Annotated in this window: 13 protein-coding genes and 1 pseudogene; 8 read left to right on the top strand and 6 right to left on the bottom strand. The window is 41.6% G+C overall.

What is annotated here, in order from left to right; all coding sequences use genetic code 11:
- Nucleotides 1-8: 8 nt before the first annotated feature.
- On the bottom strand, nucleotides 9-818 hold the full coding sequence (locus DW173_RS05525) for a hypothetical protein (protein WP_120143976.1): 810 nt from the start codon (nucleotides 816-818) through the stop codon (nucleotides 9-11).
- A gap of 246 nt (nucleotides 819-1,064) precedes the next feature.
- Here DW173_RS05525 and DW173_RS05520 point away from each other — a divergent pair, with 246 nt between their 5' ends.
- Entirely contained in the window at nucleotides 1,065-1,571 is a 507-nt protein-coding gene (locus DW173_RS05520; RefSeq protein WP_004313491.1) for a DUF5035 domain-containing protein, read from the top strand.
- 157 nt (nucleotides 1,572-1,728) lie between these two features.
- Here DW173_RS05520 and DW173_RS05515 read toward each other — a convergent pair whose 3' ends face one another.
- The 3 genes from DW173_RS05515 to lysS all read right to left on the bottom strand — a co-directional run bounded on the left by DW173_RS05515 (nucleotide 1,729) and on the right by lysS (nucleotide 5,930).
- Nucleotides 1,729-3,066: a glucose-6-phosphate isomerase gene (locus DW173_RS05515; RefSeq protein WP_004299377.1), complete on the bottom strand. Its 1,338-nt coding sequence runs from the start codon at nucleotides 3,064-3,066 to the stop codon at nucleotides 1,729-1,731.
- Nucleotides 3,067-3,180: 114 nt separating this feature from the next.
- Nucleotides 3,181-4,176, bottom strand: a complete 996-nt coding sequence (locus DW173_RS05510; RefSeq protein WP_008024959.1) for an NAD(P)H-dependent glycerol-3-phosphate dehydrogenase — start codon at nucleotides 4,174-4,176, stop codon at nucleotides 3,181-3,183.
- 26 nt (nucleotides 4,177-4,202) lie between these two features.
- The gene (gene lysS, locus DW173_RS05505) at nucleotides 4,203-5,930 is read right to left on the bottom strand and encodes a lysine--tRNA ligase (RefSeq protein WP_004299379.1); all 1,728 of its coding nucleotides are present in this window, start codon (nucleotides 5,928-5,930) and stop codon (nucleotides 4,203-4,205) included.
- A gap of 75 nt (nucleotides 5,931-6,005) precedes the next feature.
- On the opposite strand from lysS, the gene DW173_RS05500 reads away from it, so the two are divergent.
- Both DW173_RS05500 and DW173_RS05495 read left to right on the top strand, forming a co-directional pair.
- Nucleotides 6,006-7,397, top strand: a complete 1,392-nt coding sequence (locus DW173_RS05500) for an MATE family efflux transporter (protein WP_008024957.1) — start codon at nucleotides 6,006-6,008, stop codon at nucleotides 7,395-7,397.
- A gap of 10 nt (nucleotides 7,398-7,407) precedes the next feature.
- On the top strand, nucleotides 7,408-8,157 hold the full coding sequence (locus DW173_RS05495; protein ID WP_008024955.1) for a hypothetical protein: 750 nt from the start codon (nucleotides 7,408-7,410) through the stop codon (nucleotides 8,155-8,157).
- 181 nt (nucleotides 8,158-8,338) lie between these two features.
- On the opposite strand, the gene DW173_RS05490 is transcribed toward DW173_RS05495, so the two are convergent.
- Entirely contained in the window at nucleotides 8,339-8,773 is a 435-nt protein-coding gene (locus DW173_RS05490; protein ID WP_087320587.1) for a DUF6078 family protein, read from the bottom strand.
- Nucleotides 8,774-9,007: 234 nt separating this feature from the next.
- On the opposite strand from DW173_RS05490, the gene DW173_RS23910 reads away from it, so the two are divergent.
- Complete coding sequence (locus tag DW173_RS23910) at nucleotides 9,008-9,160, top strand: hypothetical protein (protein ID WP_004326181.1); 153 nt, start codon at nucleotides 9,008-9,010, stop codon at nucleotides 9,158-9,160.
- A gap of 600 nt (nucleotides 9,161-9,760) precedes the next feature.
- Nucleotides 9,761-10,552: pseudogene (locus tag DW173_RS05485) on the top strand (hypothetical protein).
- A 116-nt stretch (nucleotides 10,553-10,668) separates the two neighbouring features.
- On the opposite strand, the gene DW173_RS05480 reads toward DW173_RS05485, so the two are convergent.
- The gene (locus DW173_RS05480) at nucleotides 10,669-11,397 is read right to left on the bottom strand and encodes a GntR family transcriptional regulator (protein ID WP_004313528.1); all 729 of its coding nucleotides are present in this window, start codon (nucleotides 11,395-11,397) and stop codon (nucleotides 10,669-10,671) included.
- 142 nt (nucleotides 11,398-11,539) lie between these two features.
- Here DW173_RS05480 and DW173_RS05475 point away from each other — a divergent pair, with 142 nt between their 5' ends.
- Genes DW173_RS05475 through DW173_RS05465 form a run of 3 tightly spaced genes read left to right on the top strand, consistent with a single transcriptional unit; the run spans nucleotide 11,540 to nucleotide 17,491 of the window.
- Entirely contained in the window at nucleotides 11,540-13,270 is a 1,731-nt protein-coding gene (locus tag DW173_RS05475) for a class I mannose-6-phosphate isomerase (RefSeq protein WP_120144001.1), read from the top strand.
- Between the two features lie 33 nt (nucleotides 13,271-13,303).
- Nucleotides 13,304-14,404 carry an ROK family protein gene (locus DW173_RS05470; protein ID WP_004326178.1) on the top strand — a complete coding sequence of 367 codons (1,101 nt, stop codon included), beginning with the start codon at nucleotides 13,304-13,306 and terminating at the stop codon, nucleotides 14,402-14,404.
- Nucleotides 14,405-14,443: 39 nt separating this feature from the next.
- Nucleotides 14,444-17,491 carry a SusC/RagA family TonB-linked outer membrane protein gene (locus DW173_RS05465; RefSeq protein ID WP_120143974.1) on the top strand — a complete coding sequence of 1,016 codons (3,048 nt, stop codon included), beginning with the start codon at nucleotides 14,444-14,446 and terminating at the stop codon, nucleotides 17,489-17,491.

Genomic DNA, 17,491 nt, shown 5'->3' with positions numbered 1-17,491 from the left:
ATGATATTTTATTTTTCTATAAGCATTTTCTTCAGATCAGACAGAGGAATAATCACATCGTATTGCTGACCGGATTCCTTGCCGATATATCTGTAAGCTATGCTTTTATTGTTATCTACACAGGTTTTGATGAATATCTGGGTGGCGGGATCGGTCTGACTTGCCAGTGTTGATACAATACCCTCTTTCACTTCTGCTGCGTTTTCTTCAATCTGGCTGATGGGACACAATTCTTCGTCCACACTGCATATATAAACAACTGATTCGCCTATGACCTCGATTTTTTCGACAATGACTTCTTCGCTGGCTTGCATCGGGAATTGCAGGTTCGCCATTTTCAGTTGTGCTTCAAGCTTTGTTTGTCCGCTTTGTGCCGGGTCGGCATTTGTATTAATCACTTCTTTCAGTTCTTCGGCGGTAAGTTCGCAAACTGCTTGTTCGCCCGACTTATTCCCTACAAATATCATGTGTAATCCGGAATTGCATTTTGCCATCAACTTGAGCATCTCTTTTACATCTGCTGCCGGATTTTGAAACATCATTGTGATAGATGATTTCATGCTTTCCGGATTGTCTTTCAATATCTTTATATTGGTAATCTCTTCGTTCATGTTCAGCGTGTACACTACGTTATTCCCGTCGTAGATGATGCTGGTGATCGTACCGACTGCTCCCATGTCTATCGGACACTGTTTGTTGGCTACTCCGATCACTGTCTTGAGTTTGGCTCCCTGGCAACCGGTCATTACGAGCATTAGCAATGATATGCTACATAATAATATGAATCCACTGGATTTCTTTAATAAATTTCCTGTCATTCTATTTGTTTTTTTAGTTTGATTCGCTTAATCTACAGTTGTATACGAGGCAAAGATAACGATAAAAAACGAGAGATAAGTTAGAACGGGAAGATAGTTTAGTGATTACTTGCCATGTGGTATATGCTGCCAACTCTTGTCGTGTAGACTGTTCGGCACTACTGAATTGCGGCGTATTACTTGTATAATTATTTGTTGTTTAGAAGAATATGTGTATTTTTGTAACGTTATAAACTCGACGATAGCATGAAAAAGAGAGTATTATTGTTGCTACCATTGTTTTTAGGCGCCTGCTCTGATAGTGGGGAAAGTCCTGTTATCAAGATAGAAAAGCTTTATGCAAAGGTTGAATCGGAGGATGAAAGTTCCGGTTCCGGTGAAAAAGACTATGCGAATCAGAGGGACGAATTGCCGGCCTTGAAGGTGGGGGACGAAGTGAAAGCTCTTCTGCTTTTGGATGGAAATGGAGCTGAACTGAAAACCTTTAGACTTCAGAATGATGATGAAGTGGATACTAAACTCATCTTTGAGAAAACAGAAGTATCTACAGAGGGAAATCTGACAGATGTGGAAAAGGGACAGCTTCGTTTTAAGGATGGTGTGTCAAAAGCTAAAATTATGGTGATTGCGACCATCAAACAAGTAGATAAGAACGGCGATGTAAAATTAGAGTTCTATCTTTCTTCCAAAGCCGAATGTGAAGGAGCACAGGAAGAAATCGGCTTGAAGACGAAAGCGGAGGATGATAAGTAAAAATGGTGCGCTGTAAACGGTACAACGGATAATAAACGGTGCAACCGGAAACAGCAACCAATAGAATATAATAATGAACGGTGAACAAATCTATGCATATAGCATAGTTGTTCACCGTCCATTGTTTATAGTTTACCGTTTATAAAAACGTTCTTGATTACAGTTTTGCACGGATTGCTTTAGATTCTTCTTCATACCCCGGTTTGTCCAGCAACGCAAACATATTCTTTTTGTATGCTTCCACACCCGGTTGGTTGAATGGATTCACGCCTAGCAAGTAACCGCTGATACCGCAAGCCTTTTCGAAGAAATAGAGCAGACCACCGATGTTGTATTCGCTCAATTCCGGAAGTACGATACGCATATTAGGTACACCACCGTCTACGTGAGCCAACTGTGTTCCCAATTCGGCCATCTTGTTCACTTCGTCCACACGTTTGCCGGCTAAGAAATTCAAGCCGTCCAGATTTGCTTCATCAGAAGGAACTTCCAGTTTGTGGTTAACCTTCTCTACTGAAATCACCGTTTCAAAGATAGAACGTTCGCCTTCCTGAATCCATTGACCCATAGAGTGGAGGTCTGTTGAGAAATCTACCGATGCAGGGAAGATACCTTTATTGTCTTTTCCTTCAGATTCTCCGTAAAGCTGTTTCCACCATTCGCTTACATAGTGCAGTTTTGGGCAGAAGTTAACGAGGATTTCGATCTTCTTACCATTTCTGTACAACTCATTGCGGGTAGCAGCGTAGATAGCAGCAGGGTTTTCAGCAAATGCAACGTCCGAACCACATACTTTTTCCATGTCGGCAGCACCGGCAACCAGTTTGTCGATATCGAACCCGGCCACTGCAATAGGCAGCAAACCAACCGGAGTCAGGACAGAGAAACGTCCGCCTACGTTATCGGGGATGATGAATGTTTTGTATCCTTCTTTGTCGGCTGTTACACGGGCAGCACCTTTCTTGGCATCCGTCACGGCAACGATTACTTTCTTTGCAGTTTCTTTGCCGCGCTGATCTTCACATTGCTTCTTCAGCAAACGGAAAGCAAGCGCTGTTTCAGTTGTAGTTCCTGATTTGGAGATATTGATGACACCGAATTTCTTGTCTTTCAGATATTCAGTCAGTTCATACAGATAATCTTCGCTGATATTGTGTCCTGCATAGATCATGACAGGAGCTGTTTTCTTTTCCTGCAACCAAGTGAAGCTGTTAGACAAAGCTTCGATGACGGCACGGGCACCCAGATAGCTACCACCGATACCGGCTACGATTACTACTTCACAATTGTCTCTTAATACTTTTGCAGTAGCGTTCAGGTCGGCCAGGTGTTCTTTAGTGATAGAAGAAGGCAAATGCAACCATCCTAAAAAGTCGTTACCTTTGCCTGTACCTTTTTCAAGCATTTCCTGTGCGGCTTTTACTTCAGCTTCGTAAGCAAAAACCTTTTCTTTGGAGATGAATCCAAATGTTTTTTCAATGTTTAAACTAATCATATTTTTTAAGTATTAAGTTTTAAGTATTAAGTATTAGTCATCAAGTATGGATTGTCAAGTATGAGTACCTGCGGGTAATACTTAAATGCCTAATACTTAATACTTAATATTTTTTTATCTAAAAGAGTCAGTCAACAGTTTAATCTCGATCATTGGTGAGATACGTTCGTATAGAATGTTGTACACTGCGTCCAGTATCGGCATATTGACATGATGATGTTTATTGATTTCTTTGATACATTTCGTACCATAGTAACCTTCCGCAATCATTTCCATTTCAATTTGCGCACTCTTAACGGAATACCCTTTACCTATCATCGTTCCGAAAGTTCGGTTGCGGCTAAAGTTGGAGTAACCGGTCACCAATAAATCCCCTAGATAAACAGATTCATCCACGTTTCTGTTCAACGGATGCACCGTATTCAAGAAACGGTTCATCTCCTGAATGGCGTTGGAGATCAATACAGCCTGGAAGTTGTCGCCATATTTCAGACCGCTACAGATACCGGCAGCGATGGCATATACGTTTTTAAGTACCGAACTGTATTCGATACCCGCTACGTCATCACTGACAGATGTTTTGATGAAGCTGCTTCCCAGACGACGTGCGAAGATACGTGCTTTATCTTTGTCAGGGCAGGCGATAGTCAGGTAGGAGAGGCGTTCCAAGGCTACTTCTTCTGCGTGGCAGGGACCTGCAAGGACTGCTATATTTTCTGGTGGTACACCATATTCTTTTGTGAAGTATTCCGATACAATAACGTTGTCATCGGGTACGATTCCTTTGATAGCGGTGATGATAAACTTATCTTTTATCTTGGTTTTCAGTTTTTTTAGATGCGCCTTCAGATAAGGAGAGGGAGTGACGAAGATCAGTGTATCCGATTCTTTCACCACATCGTTGATGTTGGAACTGAATGAGATGCGTTTTGTATCAAATTTCACTCCTGTCAGATAAGCCGGATTGTGCCCTAATCGTTTAAAATCGGCAATGCGGTCGTCTCGCCGCATATACCAATTGATAGAGTCTTCCTGGGCCAGACACATCTTTGCGATGGCTGTAGCCCAACTTCCTCCGCCCATTATCGCTATCTTGCCGGGTAATTTCATTTGTATGGATTTGGATGAAGAACTTATTAAATTTTCTGTATCCACTCAGTTACGTCGTTTACCGACGGATTGGTCAGTTCTAATTTATATTTCTTGTTAATGCCACAGATGTCCTGGTGCAACTTCTGCGGATTGACATCTTTCATGTCAGCTACAGTGTTGTAACCGGCTTTTTGGATCACTGGAACCCAGTCTTCTGCGATTCCCAATTCCATATATTTAGCGGCAGCGTCTTTTTTCACTACTTTTTCCGGACGCATTTGGGGGAAGAATAATACTTCCTGAATAGTGGTCTGTCCGGTCATTAACATTACCAGGCGGTCGATACCGATACCGATACCCGATGTAGGAGGCATACCATATTGTAAAGCGCGCAAGAAGTCCTGATCGATAATCATCGCTTCATCGTCTCCCTTGTCAGCCAAACGCATCTGCTCTTTGAAACGTTCTTCCTGATCCAACGGGTCATTCAATTCCGAGTAAGCATTAGCCAGCTCTTTACCGTTCACCATTAACTCGAAACGTTCGGTCAGTCCCGGTTTAGAACGATGCATCTTGGTCAGCGGAGACATTTCAACCGGATAATCGGTGATGAAAGTCGGCTGGATATACGTACCTTCGCAGAATTCTCCGAAGATTTCATCAATCAGCTTGCCTTTACCCATTGTCTCGTCGATTTCTTCCATTTTCAGTTCCTTGCAAACTTGGCGGATTTCTTCTTCGCTCTTGCCGTTTAGGTCGTATCCTGTCTTTTCTTTGATAGCATCCAGAATAGGCAGGCGGCGGTAAGGAGCTTTGAAACTGATCGTTTTTCCGTCAACAACGCTTTCCGTACAGCCGTTTACAGCGATACAGATACGTTCCAGCAGCTTTTCGGTGAAATTCATCATCCAGTTGTAATCCTTGTACTGAACATAAAGTTCCATACAGGTAAATTCCGGATTATGAGTTTTATCCATACCCTCGTTACGGAAGTTCTTACCTATTTCATATACACCTTCAAAACCACCTACGATCAGTCGTTTCAGATAAAGCTCTGTTGCGATACGTAGATAAAGGTCTATATCCAATGAGTTATGGTGAGTGATGAACGGGCGTGCACTGGCTCCACCGGCAATAGATTGCAGGATAGGAGTTTCCACTTCCGTGTAACCAGCCTCATCCAAAACGTTGCGCAATGTTTTCACTACAGTGGCGCGTTTCAGGAATGTTTCTTTGATACCGTCATTTACTACCAGGTCAACATAGCGTTGGCGATAACGGAGTTCGGGATCTTCAAAAGAGTCGTAAGCTACTCCGTCTTTGTATTTAACGATTGGCAACGGTTTGATAGACTTTGCAAGTACAGTCAGTTTCTTTGCATGGATGCTGATTTCACCCATTTGTGTGCGGAACACGAAACCTTCGATACCGATAAAGTCACCTAAGTCGAGCAGGCGTTTGAATACAGCGTTGTACAGTTCCTTGTCTTCTCCCGGACAGATATCATCACGGGTGATGTATACCTGGATGCGACCTTTAGAGTCCTGCAATTCGATGAAAGATGCTTTACCCATCACGCGGCGGCTCATGATACGACCGGCTACGGAAACTTGGCGTGGCTCTTCGTCGTCTTTAAATTCAGCTTTAATATCTGTAGAGAAAGCATTGGTTACATACTCTGCTGCAGGGTATGGATCAATACCCATTGCACGAAGCTCATTCAGACTGTTACGTCGAATAATTTCCTGTTCACTTAGTTCTAATATATTCATTTCGTTACGTATTAACTCAATTTTGTGGGCAAAAATACGAAACTTTTCTCATATATCCTGTAATCCGTCTCTTTTTTGTATCTTTGCACCCTCAAACTAATAGGTATGACAGGACAAAAGACACCCACTGCGTTGGGTACGGAAAAGATTGGAAAGCTTTTAATGCAGTATGCCATTCCGGCAATTATCGCCATGACGGCGTCTTCTCTTTATAATATGGTAGATAGTATTTTCATTGGTCATGGAGTAGGGGCGATGGCTATCTCCGGGTTGGCATTAACCTTTCCGCTAATGAATCTTGCCGCGGCTTTCGGCTCTTTGGTGGGGGTAGGTGCGGCTACATTGGTTTCGGTGAAATTGGGACAGAAAGATTACGATACCGCACAGCGGGTACTTGGCAATGTACTGGTATTGAATATTATCATCGGGCTTGCCTTTACAGTCGTCACATTGTTGTTTCTCGACCCTATTCTTTATTTCTTCGGTGGTAGTGATGCTACGGTAGGTTATGCCCGCGATTATATGGTTGTTATCTTGTTGGGTAATGTCGTCACCCACCTTTATTTAGGTCTGAATGCTGTACTGCGTTCGGCGGGACATCCGCAGAAGGCGATGTATGCCACGATTGCTACGGTAGTGATTAACACAATACTCGACCCTGTTTTTATTTATGGCTTTGGTTGGGGAATACAAGGAGCGGCAATCGCTACCATTACTGCACAGGTTATCGCATTGGCATGGCAGTTCAAGTTATTTTCTAATAGAGAGGAACTGTTACATTTTCATAAAGGTATTTTCCGGTTAAAAAAGAAGATTGTGTTTGATTCTTTAGCAATTGGTATGGCTCCTTTTCTGATGAATCTGGCAGCTTGTTTTATCGTGATTTTGATTAATAAGGGGTTGAAACAGTATGGAGGTGATTTAGCTATTGGAGCTTTTGGAATTGTCAACCGCCTGGTATTCCTTTTTGTCATGATTGTGATGGGATTGAATCAGGGGATGCAGCCCATTGCCGGGTATAATTATGGTGCCAAGCAATATCCCCGTGTGACGAAAGTCTTGAAAATTACGATTTATGTAGCCACCCTTATCACTACTATCGGTTTCTTGATGGGGATGCTGATACCTGATTTGGCAGTTTCTATTTTCACCACGGATGAAGAACTGGTTCGTATTTCTGCTAAAGGACTGCGTATTGTGGTCATGTTCTTTCCCATTGTCGGTTTTCAGATGGTGACTTCCAACTTTTTTCAGAGTATAGGTATGGCAAGCAAGGCTATATTCTTGTCTGTCTCCCGTCAGGTTCTAATTCTGATACCTTGTCTGCTGATCCTTCCACACTTTTACGGACAACTAGGAGTTTGGATCAGTATGCCGATTTCCGACCTGATAGCAAGTATGATTGCCGGAACGATGCTTTGGTATCAGTTTCGCCAGTTCTCATTATCGAGTAATTTAAAACATTAAAAAAGAAAATATGATAACTTCACAAATGTCCTACGAGGAATTGGCGAATGAAGTAGCAAAGGACTATATGGACGTGAGCATAATCATGCGGAAAAAAATGCCGGATGCTCTAAAATATTTCCGCAGGCAAAGCAAATTTCCGATGTTTCTTTTCTCTACAGTCACTTCACCCAGGAAGAACAAATGGATTTTGATATTCTTCGCCAAGAGTAAGCGACGTTTGAAACAGTATGTTGATAGTTTTCTTGTTTGTGTTAGAGAAACAGATCATGGTAAGTATGTTTATCGATACGATTTACCGGCTAAAGAAGGTTCTCTCCCCGGTGTGACTTTTTATCCACCTCATTTTTTTAGCAGATATGCTCTACGGATGGGATTGGAACTCACCGGAGAAGATCTGATAAAAAGATATTTTAAAACGAACACTGCTATGCACTATAATGCCGATCATTTATTCTTGAGTGAAGAAGAAATGAAAGATTTGCTGAATCCTGTGTGGTACACTAGTCCGGATGGTATTTCGCTCGGATCGGCTACGATGGTGTCCGGCATGGAACTTTTTATCTGCAAGACTTTCGTTCCCTGGAATATGTGTAAAAAGGATCAACTGATAACTTGTGGAAAAGAGGAAATGTTTCGATTGCAAGAAGATCTTGCGCTGGATACTCATGAGGAGGACGTTGTGAGTCAATCAGAGAATCATAAGATTGTTGAAGAGTTTGCACGGATGATAATGGAACTTATAGAGAAGGCTGGTTAAACTAGTCAACCATTATCAGGGAAGTACAAATTCTCAACTATACTCACGCCTATGAGAAAAAATACTCATACCTATGAGAATATATTCCCATTGGTATGAGTATTTTTTCTCATAGGCGTGAGTGTTACCCCTTGTCAGAATGTCTGGAAACGGCAATTTTATAGCATTTCTGATAAAGGTTTTACCAATCGAATAAATCGATATATTTGTCGAATTCAGGTTTGTTTTCGATACCATGTTTTAGAAAGACGGCGGTAATCTGCTTTTGTTCGTCAGGATGTAGCATCCGTTCTTTGTTGCGGATGCGGTAAAACATACTGCGCCCCATCAAAGAATATAATTCTTTGCGGATGGTGATAGCCGTAGAATATGGTATGTTGTCCAATATATGGTCAATTCCGCATGCAAAGCGTGAAGTGCAGTATGGATTGAAAAATCTGCAGTTATTCTCGTTTCCTATTATGTGGTTGGGATTGACTGTTCGGAAATCAGGAACATTTTGCGGTATACAGAGTGTCGCTTGATGGCGTAGGCATTCATTGCGGCGCGGACATTTGTTGTGGGTGCAGTATAGATAATTCTTAGGAATGTCATTAAAGTCAATTTTTTTGTTCATGATTCTCGATGCTTTTATAGTTTGCTGTTGTTTTCATTTTCTATTAGTATTCTGTTTGCAAGAGCAAAGGTACGTCTTTTGTTCTATATACAAAACAATAATACAGGCTATTTATTTTATTTCGTATGCAAAATAAAGCTGGTGAGTAAAAGATAACTTCGTAATAACTTGCACTTCCTGATTTATTCAATTACTTTTGTAGCGTATAAACCCAAAGAAAGGAGTTGTATAAGTATGGCAAGACCAATTAAGGAAACTCCGATACTTTTCGGAGAAGATGCTCGGCGATTTGAAGAACGGATGAAAGAGAAGCGTAGTGAAACGCCGGAGCAGCGGGAAAAAAGGTTGAAAGACTATGAACTGGCAATGAAAATCTTTAAGAAATAAAATATGAATCGTCAGTTGATAGAGGAAACGTATGAAATGGATTTATTCCTTTGAATAATGAAGATGTGGATTCTGCTACACGTTTGCTTTATTTTGACTTGAATGATATTGTGCTCTAGATTAGAGCAGCTTTATTAAATATTTTGTTTTGTATACGAGACAAAATGGTGTGCCCCTTATTTTATATACGAAACAAAAAACTTATTGAAACCTGCCTTTTTTATATACATACGCTTTAATTATACAATCATCATTCATTTTCTTCCCTAAACATTTATAACTCTCTCTTGTTATTTTCCGAAAAGTATTTGTACCTTTGTCATTGGAACGTAGCATACCTTTGTGGTATGCGATTGTGCGTTTCCTCGGTGAACAGGAAATCGTAGCGGATTTTTTTTACTTACGCCGGGAGACGCCTGTACTTCTATGACTTCTCATAGGGTACGGGCTGTCTGCCCGTGTAAGTAAGGTAGCCGCTACTACCTCCTGTTTGCGGGATTGTGGCAGCTCCGTACTCTTTTATAATAAAAGGTACGGAACTAGTTGATATTATTAATCTAGTTCCGTTTTTTTATGTCAAATTGGCTCACAACAAAACAGATGTCTGAAAGACACGACATCCAAGAAGCTATTTTAAAGAATTGGGCAAATCTTGGATATATTACAAGTTCCCGAATCAACGATCAGTTGTTTTTGGATGATGAGAGTTTGGACGCTTATCTGGAAGCCCACAAAAGACTTGGTTTAGAAGCAGGTTACCTTTCTAAAATCGTGGAAGAAAAGAAACTGGAACGGGACTTTATCATTTCCAAATATGATGATTTACTATATGTATTGAGAACACAGAAGACTTGTAAACCGCTATATGAAATAATCATTCGTGAACTGGCAGCATTGATTCTTCACCCTGTTGCCCGCAATGTTTTCTATTCTATTTCTACAGGAGAATCAGTAGCGAAAGTGGCTGGTCGGCATCGAATTACCTATGGGAAGACATTACAAATGTATAACTCTATACTTAAAGGGTTGAAATTGAAGAAAGATATATTGGCTACTTATCGAAAGCGTGCTATCAATGCTCGTTTTTTATCTTTGGCAGACAATAATAAGAATATAAATGTTGGGCAGGAGGAGTGGATACTTCAATTGCCTGTTTGTAAAATAGCTGATACCCGGTTGGCTAATATCTTGTATAATCAAGATGTTCGAACGGTAAAGGACTTATTGGAAATCGTATCGGGAAGAGGTTGGAAAAGTCTGTTGAGAATAGAAGGAGTAGGAAAAACTTCCTACTATCATTTATTATCCAAACTTTAGATGATAGGTGTTGTGGATGAAAGTCTGGATCGGATTCTTGCCGGATGCTCTAATGGTAAGTTCGATAATAAATGACGGGTAGGACATAATTATGGAAAGAGAGATGATATAAAGAGGTTATTTTAAAGGAAAGATAGAGATTTCAACTTCTAAAATAGCCTCCTTATATTATATATGTATGAACATACCGTCTATCTCTCTGCCTCTATTGTATAAGTAAAGCTGTCCGCCCGGTAATATCCGACGTTGTATTCAATAGGTACTCCGTTCACATCATAAACAAATCTTTTCCTTATTAATATAGGGTCATTGGATTTTATCTCCAGTTTCTCTGCAATAAATTCCCCTGCAAGTCTGGCTGAAATCTCCTCCTTGCTGGTTTTTACCACTATATTATATTGGGTTTCCAGCATTTCGTATAATGGACGTGTATAATCTTCCTCTCCGGTCAGTGGAATATTGGGGTTGAAATAAGAGATGAAGTAAACAAACGGATATTCTTTTTTTCCTCTGACGCGCTCCATCACTACACAGCGAGTGTCGGGACTGGAACCTAAATCAAAGAATGTACCGATTTCTTCGGTTGCACGCTTTAAACTGATATGCAGCTCGAAATTGCGAATCTCTATACCTAACATCTTCATTTCCTGTGAGAAACTAAGCCAGTTCTTTACTCCGCCTACGATACCTTTCTTTACTACTTTCGTGCCGTAGCCTTTCTTGCGCACCAAAAGCCCCTCAAACACGAGTTTGTTGATAGCTTGTCTCAATGTGTTCCTTGAAATATGTAATTGTTCAGACAATTCGACCTCATTGGGAAATAGCTTCCCGTTTTTGTACTCTTCAGATTCTATGAGTCTTCTTAGTATCTCTTCTGCCTGAATATGAAGCGGTTTATCACTATTATGATCTAATTTCATATCTATCCTGATTGGTTTATTTTCAGCAAATATAAGATTTATCAAAAAATAATCCAAGTTTTGTTTGGAATAAAAATAAAATCTATATATTTGCACAATTGAAAGTATGTATGAACATATAAAATTTAAAAACGCTATAAACATGAGAAAAGCTAATTATGATAAATTTCCTTCTACGAAGCTGACGGGGATGCTTGTTCAGGGGTGGGATTCTATCATTTCTATGTTAAAAGAGAAAATGGATGCAAGAAAAGTGCTGGCTGTGGATTTATATACAGGAGTATATGAAGAAGAAGTGCTGGGTGCTTTTTCAAAAGAATTCTCCGGAAGAGTGATGAATGTACGTGATTTGATGAAACCGGAAAAAGAAATTCAAGCGTTGACAGAACGCTTCATGACTGAAGATGTATTATTCGGCTATGTCACCAATTTGAAGCTGGAAGATTATTTGGATGCGGATAAGGTGGCTGCTGCACGGAAGCAAATCAGTGAAGCAAAAGAAACCATTGTAATCATAGGTACGGGTGCTGCTGTTGTTGCTCCACAGGACGCAATGGTGGTTTATGCGGATATGGCACGTTGGGAAATCCAACAACGTTTCCGCCGGCATGAGGTAAAAGCTTTAGGTATAGACAATCGGAACGATGCCGTTTCTTTGCAATACAAGAGAGGGTATTTCAACGATTGGAGAGTATGTGATAGGTATAAGGAAAGATTGTTTGGCAGGGTAGAATTCTGGATTGACACCCATGTGGCCGGGACACCGAAGATGATTGATAAGGATACTTTCTTTAAAGGGGTAGAGGCAACGGTGAACACACCGTTCCGGGTAGTTCCTTTCTTCGATCCGGCTCCCTGGGGTGGTCAATGGATGAAAGAGGTTTGCGATCTGGATCGTGAACGCGAAAATTTCGGCTGGTGCTTTGACTGTGTACCTGAAGAGAACAGCCTTTATTTTGAAGTGAATGGAGTGCGCTTTGAACTGCCTTCGGTTGATTTGGTTTTACTGAAAAGTAAAGAGTTGCTTGGTGAACCGGTGGAGGCACGCTTTGGAAAAGACTTCCCTATTCGTTTCGACTTTTTGGATACGATGGGCGGAGGTAATTTGAGTTTGCAGGTGCATCCTACTACTCAATTTATCCGTGACAGCTTCGGTATGTACTACACGCAGGATGAAAGTTACTACATGGTAGACGCGGAAGAAGATGCCGTAGTTTATCTGGGAGTGAAGACAGGAGTGGACAAAGAAGCGATGATCGGCGATTTGCGTAAAGCACAAAAAGGTGAACTGGTGTTTGACGCAGAAAAGTACGTAAATAAGATTCCGACAAAGAAACACGATCACTTCCTGATTCCGGGAGGAACTGTTCATTGTTCCGGTGCCAACAGTATGGTGCTTGAAATCAGCTCGACTCCGAACCTCTTTACTTTCAAACTATGGGACTGGCAACGCTTGGGACTGGATGGAAAACCGCGTCCGATCAATGTGGAACGTGGTAAATGCGTTATCAACTGGAATCGCGATACGGAATATGTGAATGAACACCTTCGCAATCAGTTTACGGAAGTCGCTTCCGGAGAAGGTTGGGTAGAAGAACGTACCGGACTGCATCCGAACGAATTTATCGAAACTCGTCGCCACCGTTTCTCATCACCGGTGTTACATCACACAAACGATAGTGTAAATGTACTGAATCTGTTGGAGGGAGAAGAGGCCGTAGTTGAGAGTCCTACTCATGCTTTTGAACCTTTCGTGGTGCATTATGCCGAAACATTTATCATTCCTGCCGGGGTGAAAGAATATACCATTGCCCCGTATGGTAAATCTGCAGGAAAAGAATGTGTAACGATCAAAGCTTACGTACGCTTTTAATAATGAAATAAATCATCTAATATCTTGAAAACTATGTATGAACATGATGAACGAATCGTAATGACGCTCGATGCGGGAGGCACTAATTTCGTGTTTTCAGCCATACAAGGCTGTCGCGAAATAGTGGAACCTATTTGCCTTCCGGCAGCGTCCGACGACTTGGAGCGTTGCTTGTCTGTTCTTGTAGAAGGTTTCTTGGAAGTTGAGAAACGATTGCCGAAACTTCCGGTAGCTATCAGTTTTGCTTTCCCCGGGCCTGCTGACTATGAGCATGGAATTATTGGTGACTTGCCCAACTTCCCGGCCTTCAGGGGAGGAGTGGCACTTGGACCTTATTTGAGGGAACAGTTTGGTATTCCGGTTTTTATTAATAATGACGGTAATTTGTTTGCTTATGGCGAAGCCTTGGCAGGCACTTTGCCCGAAGTGAATAAACGCCTGAAAGAAGCAGGCAGCAGTAAGGTATATAAGAACCTGCTCGGAATTACGCTGGGTACCGGGTTTGGTGCCGGAGTGGTGATTGACAGCCGGTTACTGACCGGAGACAACGGTTGCGGCGGCGACGTCTGGATTATGCGGAATAAGAAATATCCCGAAATGATCGCGGAAGAAAGTGTCAGCATCAGGGCCGTCAGGCGAGTATATCAGGAATTGACCGGAAAGGATGCTTCTTCTTTGACTCCCAAAGATATATATGATATTGCCGAAGGGACTGCAGAGGGAGATCAGCAGGCTGCTGTCCGGAGTTTTAACGAACTGGGAGAGATGGCCGGTGATGCTATCATCCGTGCATTGAATATTGTTGATGGCTTGGTAGTGATTGGCGGAGGAGTGGCTGGAGCGGCTAAATACATACTTCCGGGAATTATGAATGAGATGAATCGGCAGATTGGCACGTTTGCAGGAGCTTCTTTCCCTTGTTTGCAGATGGAGGTGTTCAATCTGTCCGAAAAAGAGGCATTTGATAAATTTCTGGAAGAAAAAGACAAGATGGTGAAAATACCATTTTCGGAGAGAGAGGTACATTATGCCTGTCACAAGAAAATAGGCATTGCTGTTTCTACATTAGGAGCAAGCAGGGCTGTTGCTTTAGGGGCTTATTCCTTTGCTTTGTCCCAACTTAATATCTTATAATATATGATAACTCTTCTATTAATTCAAATATAAAATGTTATGAAACAATCTAATCTATTGAACGCGCAATTTGCCCGCCGGCTTTTCAGAACGGCATTTTCGAGTTGGCAATTATTGGCTGTTATGTTGATTGTTTGTATGAATGTGGCTGTTGGTTCCAAACTGTATGCGCAATCTAATACAATCGCAGTGAAAGGTAAGGTAATGGCAGACGGGGAACCCGTGATTGGGGCTACCGTGCTGGTGAAAGGTGTATCTACGGGTACGGCTACGGATATGGATGGAAATTTTTCACTGAATGTTGCTTCGAAAGCGGTATTGGTAGTTTCCTCAATTGGATATGAAACACAGGAAGTTCCGGTGAACGGCCGCCAGTTTATCAATGTGGTGTTGAAGTCGGATGTGGTTGCTTTGAAAGATGTGGTAGTGGTAGGCTACGGTGTGCAGAAGAAAGTCAACCTGACAGGAGCTGTGTCTTCTGTTTCTACGGATGAATTGGAAGGAAAGCCGATTTCCAATGTATTGGAAGCGATGCAGGGAACGACTCCCGGTTTGGTAATTCAGCAGGGAAGTTCTACTCCGGGTAGTGTACCTTCTATTAATATCCGTGGATTGAATACGATGAACAACAATGATCCGTTGGTGATTATTGACGGAATTGAAGGATCGCTCGCCAATCTGAATCCGGCTGATATTGAGCAGATTTCTATTTTGAAAGATGCTTCTTCTACTGCTATTTATGGTTCACGTGCTTCCAATGGTGTGGTACTTGTTACTACCAAGAAAGGAAAAGCCGGTAAGGTGGAAATCTCTTATGATTTTATGTATGGTGTTCAGCAACCTACTTCATTGCCTAAGATAGCAGACTCGTGGGTATACGCTGAACTGTATAATGAAGCGGCTGTTAATTCGGGAAGAGCTGCAAAATTCACTCCCGAGCAGATTGCGCAATATAGAAATGGTGGTCCGAATGTAAATTGGGTGAAAGAACTTTATAATCGTAATTCTCCTCAAAGTTCACACAATGTTTCGATGACAGGCGGTAACGACCAGTTGTCTTACATGGCTTCTTTGGGTTATATGGATCAGAACAGTATGTTCAAAGGACCTGATTATGGTTATAAGCGCTACAATGCACGTCTGAATGTAAGCCATAAGGTGACGAATAACTTTACATTGAATTTGACTTCTCAATTTGCCCGTAATGATATTAAAGAACATGCTTACTGGACGGAATGGATTATTGAGCAGGCAAACCGTATGCCACCGATTTACCCGATCAAGAATGAGGATGGCAGTTATAATTATCCTGCCGGAAGTAACTCAAACGGTTTGCAGCGTTTGGAAGAAGGCGGTTATCGCCAGAATGTGAATGATGAATTATTGGGAACCATACAAGCCGAATGGGAAGTATATAAAGGACTGAAACTGATCGGAAGTGCCGGTGGACGTGTTTGGAATAATAATTTGCATGAAAACCGGAAGGCCTTCGAAGGTACGGGAGATAGTGAAAATAAGTTGACCGAGCAATTCTATCGTTCTAAGAATATCACTACCAATCTTATGGTGACTTATAATACGAAAATAGGGAAACACTCTATCGGTGGATTATTAGGATATGCTTATGAGGGTTTCTCTGAAAAGCAGTTCTCTACCAGTCGTTTGACGGAGGATTCTAAATATGATATTTTTGTAGGTGATTTGAGTGGGGATAAAGTTAGCAATGGTGGTTCGGCAAGTGACTGGGCTATCTATTCCGGTTTTGCAAGAGCCACTTACAACTATGATGAAAAATATCTGCTGGAATTTAATATCCGTAATGACTACTCTTCTTATTTTGCGAAAGGAAACCGTTCGGGAGTCTTCCCGTCTTTCTCGGCAGGATGGCGTATCTCGGAAGAAAAATTCTGGTCTGTATTGAAACCGTATGTTCCTTCTTTGAAAATCAGAGGTTCTTGGGGATTGGTTGGTAATAACCGCATTGGTGCTTATCAATACATGCAGACGGTGTCTGTAAAGAACGGTATCAGTTTTGGCGACAAGCTGGCGCAGACGGCTGAATTCGCTTCTACAAACCCTGATCTCAAATGGGAAACTACCCGTATGGCTAATATCGGCTTCGAATTGGGATTGTTGAATAATGATTTGAATATTACTTTTGATTGCTTCAATAATCGTACAAAAGATATTTTGGTGAATTTACCGGTTCCCGGATTGTTTGGTAATGGTGCCCCGATTCAAAACGCTGGTAAGGTAGAGACGAGAGGATGGGAATTATCAGTAAGTTATCGTTTGAAAACTGGTCCGGTAGTGCATAACTTCGCCGGAAATATTTCAGATAGCTTTAATGAAGTAATAGATACACGCGGTACGGAAATTATCGGTGGCTCGGATGTACAGACAATTATCAAGGAAGGTTATCCGTTGTACTCTTACTATGCATATCGTTCGGATGGATTTTTCCAGAATGAGGAAGAATGTCAGAAAGGACCGCACTTGGAAGGTATTACACCGAAACCGGGAGATATCCGTTATCTGGATAAAAATGGCGATGGTGTGATTAAACCGGACGATGACCGTTTTATTGTTGGTAATGACTTCCCAAGATATACTTTCGGCTTCACCTATGGTTTGGAATATAAAGGTTTTGATTTCTCGATGATGTGGCAAGGAGTAGGAAAACGTAACAAGTGGATGCGTGGTGAATCTGTAGAGGCTTTCCATAATAACAATGAAGGTCCTGTAATGGATTTCCATCAAGATCGCTGGACTCCGAATAATCCGGATGCTACTTATCCTCGTCTGACAATGGGTGCGGAATCTGCTAATAATGCAGCGAAATCGGATTTCTGGATTCAGGATGCTAAATACTTGCGTTTGAAAAATGCGCAGATTGGATATACTTTCCCGCAACAATGGATGAAAAAACTCTATGTCAAGAATTTAAGAATTTTTGCCAGTGTGCAGAATCCGTTGACTTTCACGAAGATGAAAGGCGGATGGGACCCGGAATATACCGGAGACGGTAGTGGTCGTTCTTATCCTGTGGCAAGAGTATATTCATTTGGACTTAATGTTAAATTTTAA

Origin of the sequence: Bacteroides sp. AM16-13, assembly GCF_003602705.1 — a bacterium.
GTDB lineage: Bacteria > Bacteroidota > Bacteroidia > Bacteroidales > Bacteroidaceae > Bacteroides > Bacteroides xylanisolvens.
This window is presented reverse-complemented; position numbering and strand designations above follow the sequence as displayed.

What these genes read in the sequence shown, in the direction of transcription:
- DW173_RS05525 (WP_120143976.1), bottom strand. Translation starts at nt 818, where the DNA reads ATGACAGGAAATTTATTAAAGAAATCCAGTGGATTCATATTATTATGT.
- DW173_RS05520 (WP_004313491.1), top strand. Translation starts at nt 1,065, where the DNA reads ATGAAAAAGAGAGTATTATTGTTGCTACCATTGTTTTTAGGCGCCTGC.
- DW173_RS05515 (WP_004299377.1), bottom strand. Translation starts at nt 3,066, where the DNA reads ATGATTAGTTTAAACATTGAAAAAACATTTGGATTCATCTCCAAAGAA.
- DW173_RS05510 (WP_008024959.1), bottom strand. Translation starts at nt 4,176, where the DNA reads ATGAAATTACCCGGCAAGATAGCGATAATGGGCGGAGGAAGTTGGGCT.
- lysS (WP_004299379.1), bottom strand. Translation starts at nt 5,930, where the DNA reads ATGAATATATTAGAACTAAGTGAACAGGAAATTATTCGACGTAACAGT.
- DW173_RS05495 (WP_008024955.1), top strand. Translation starts at nt 7,408, where the DNA reads ATGATAACTTCACAAATGTCCTACGAGGAATTGGCGAATGAAGTAGCA.
- DW173_RS05490 (WP_087320587.1), bottom strand. Translation starts at nt 8,773, where the DNA reads ATGAACAAAAAAATTGACTTTAATGACATTCCTAAGAATTATCTATAC.
- DW173_RS23910 (WP_004326181.1), top strand. Translation starts at nt 9,008, where the DNA reads ATGGCAAGACCAATTAAGGAAACTCCGATACTTTTCGGAGAAGATGCT.
- DW173_RS05480 (WP_004313528.1), bottom strand. Translation starts at nt 11,397, where the DNA reads ATGAAATTAGATCATAATAGTGATAAACCGCTTCATATTCAGGCAGAA.
- DW173_RS05475 (WP_120144001.1), top strand. Translation starts at nt 11,540, where the DNA reads ATGAGAAAAGCTAATTATGATAAATTTCCTTCTACGAAGCTGACGGGG.
- DW173_RS05470 (WP_004326178.1), top strand. Translation starts at nt 13,304, where the DNA reads ATGTATGAACATGATGAACGAATCGTAATGACGCTCGATGCGGGAGGC.
- DW173_RS05465 (WP_120143974.1), top strand. Translation starts at nt 14,444, where the DNA reads ATGAAACAATCTAATCTATTGAACGCGCAATTTGCCCGCCGGCTTTTC.